The 277-nt window shown below is 50.9% G+C and carries 1 protein-coding gene; it reads right to left on the reverse strand.

The window, feature by feature from the left end:
• A partial coding sequence (locus tag HBA93_RS20925; protein ID WP_353619422.1) for a terminase gpA endonuclease subunit occupies positions 1-277 on the reverse strand: 277 nt, incomplete at both ends.

Here is a 277-nt window from a genome sequence, read left to right on the forward strand (position 1 = left end):
GTTCTTTTGCGAATGAATCATCACAGAGACTTGGCGGCATATGCAATGTATTGCGCGCCCATTGTCCTTTTACGTCTTGCCCTTCCACAAGGTTGGCCAGACCTGCGACAACTTCAGTTTTCACATCGTAAAGACCGACGGGATAAAGCAGAACTTTAGCAATGATGCGCTTTTTCTGGTCGCGAATATCCTTCTTGGTCGGAGTACCCAGCCACGGCAAACCTTGGGGTTCACGACCGTCAAGCGCATAGACATTGGGGCGCGCGGCACAAAATCG

Origin of the sequence: Ochrobactrum sp. SFR4 (assembly GCF_019730395.1) — a bacterium.
In the GTDB taxonomy this organism is placed as follows: domain Bacteria; phylum Pseudomonadota; class Alphaproteobacteria; order Rhizobiales; family Rhizobiaceae; genus Pseudochrobactrum.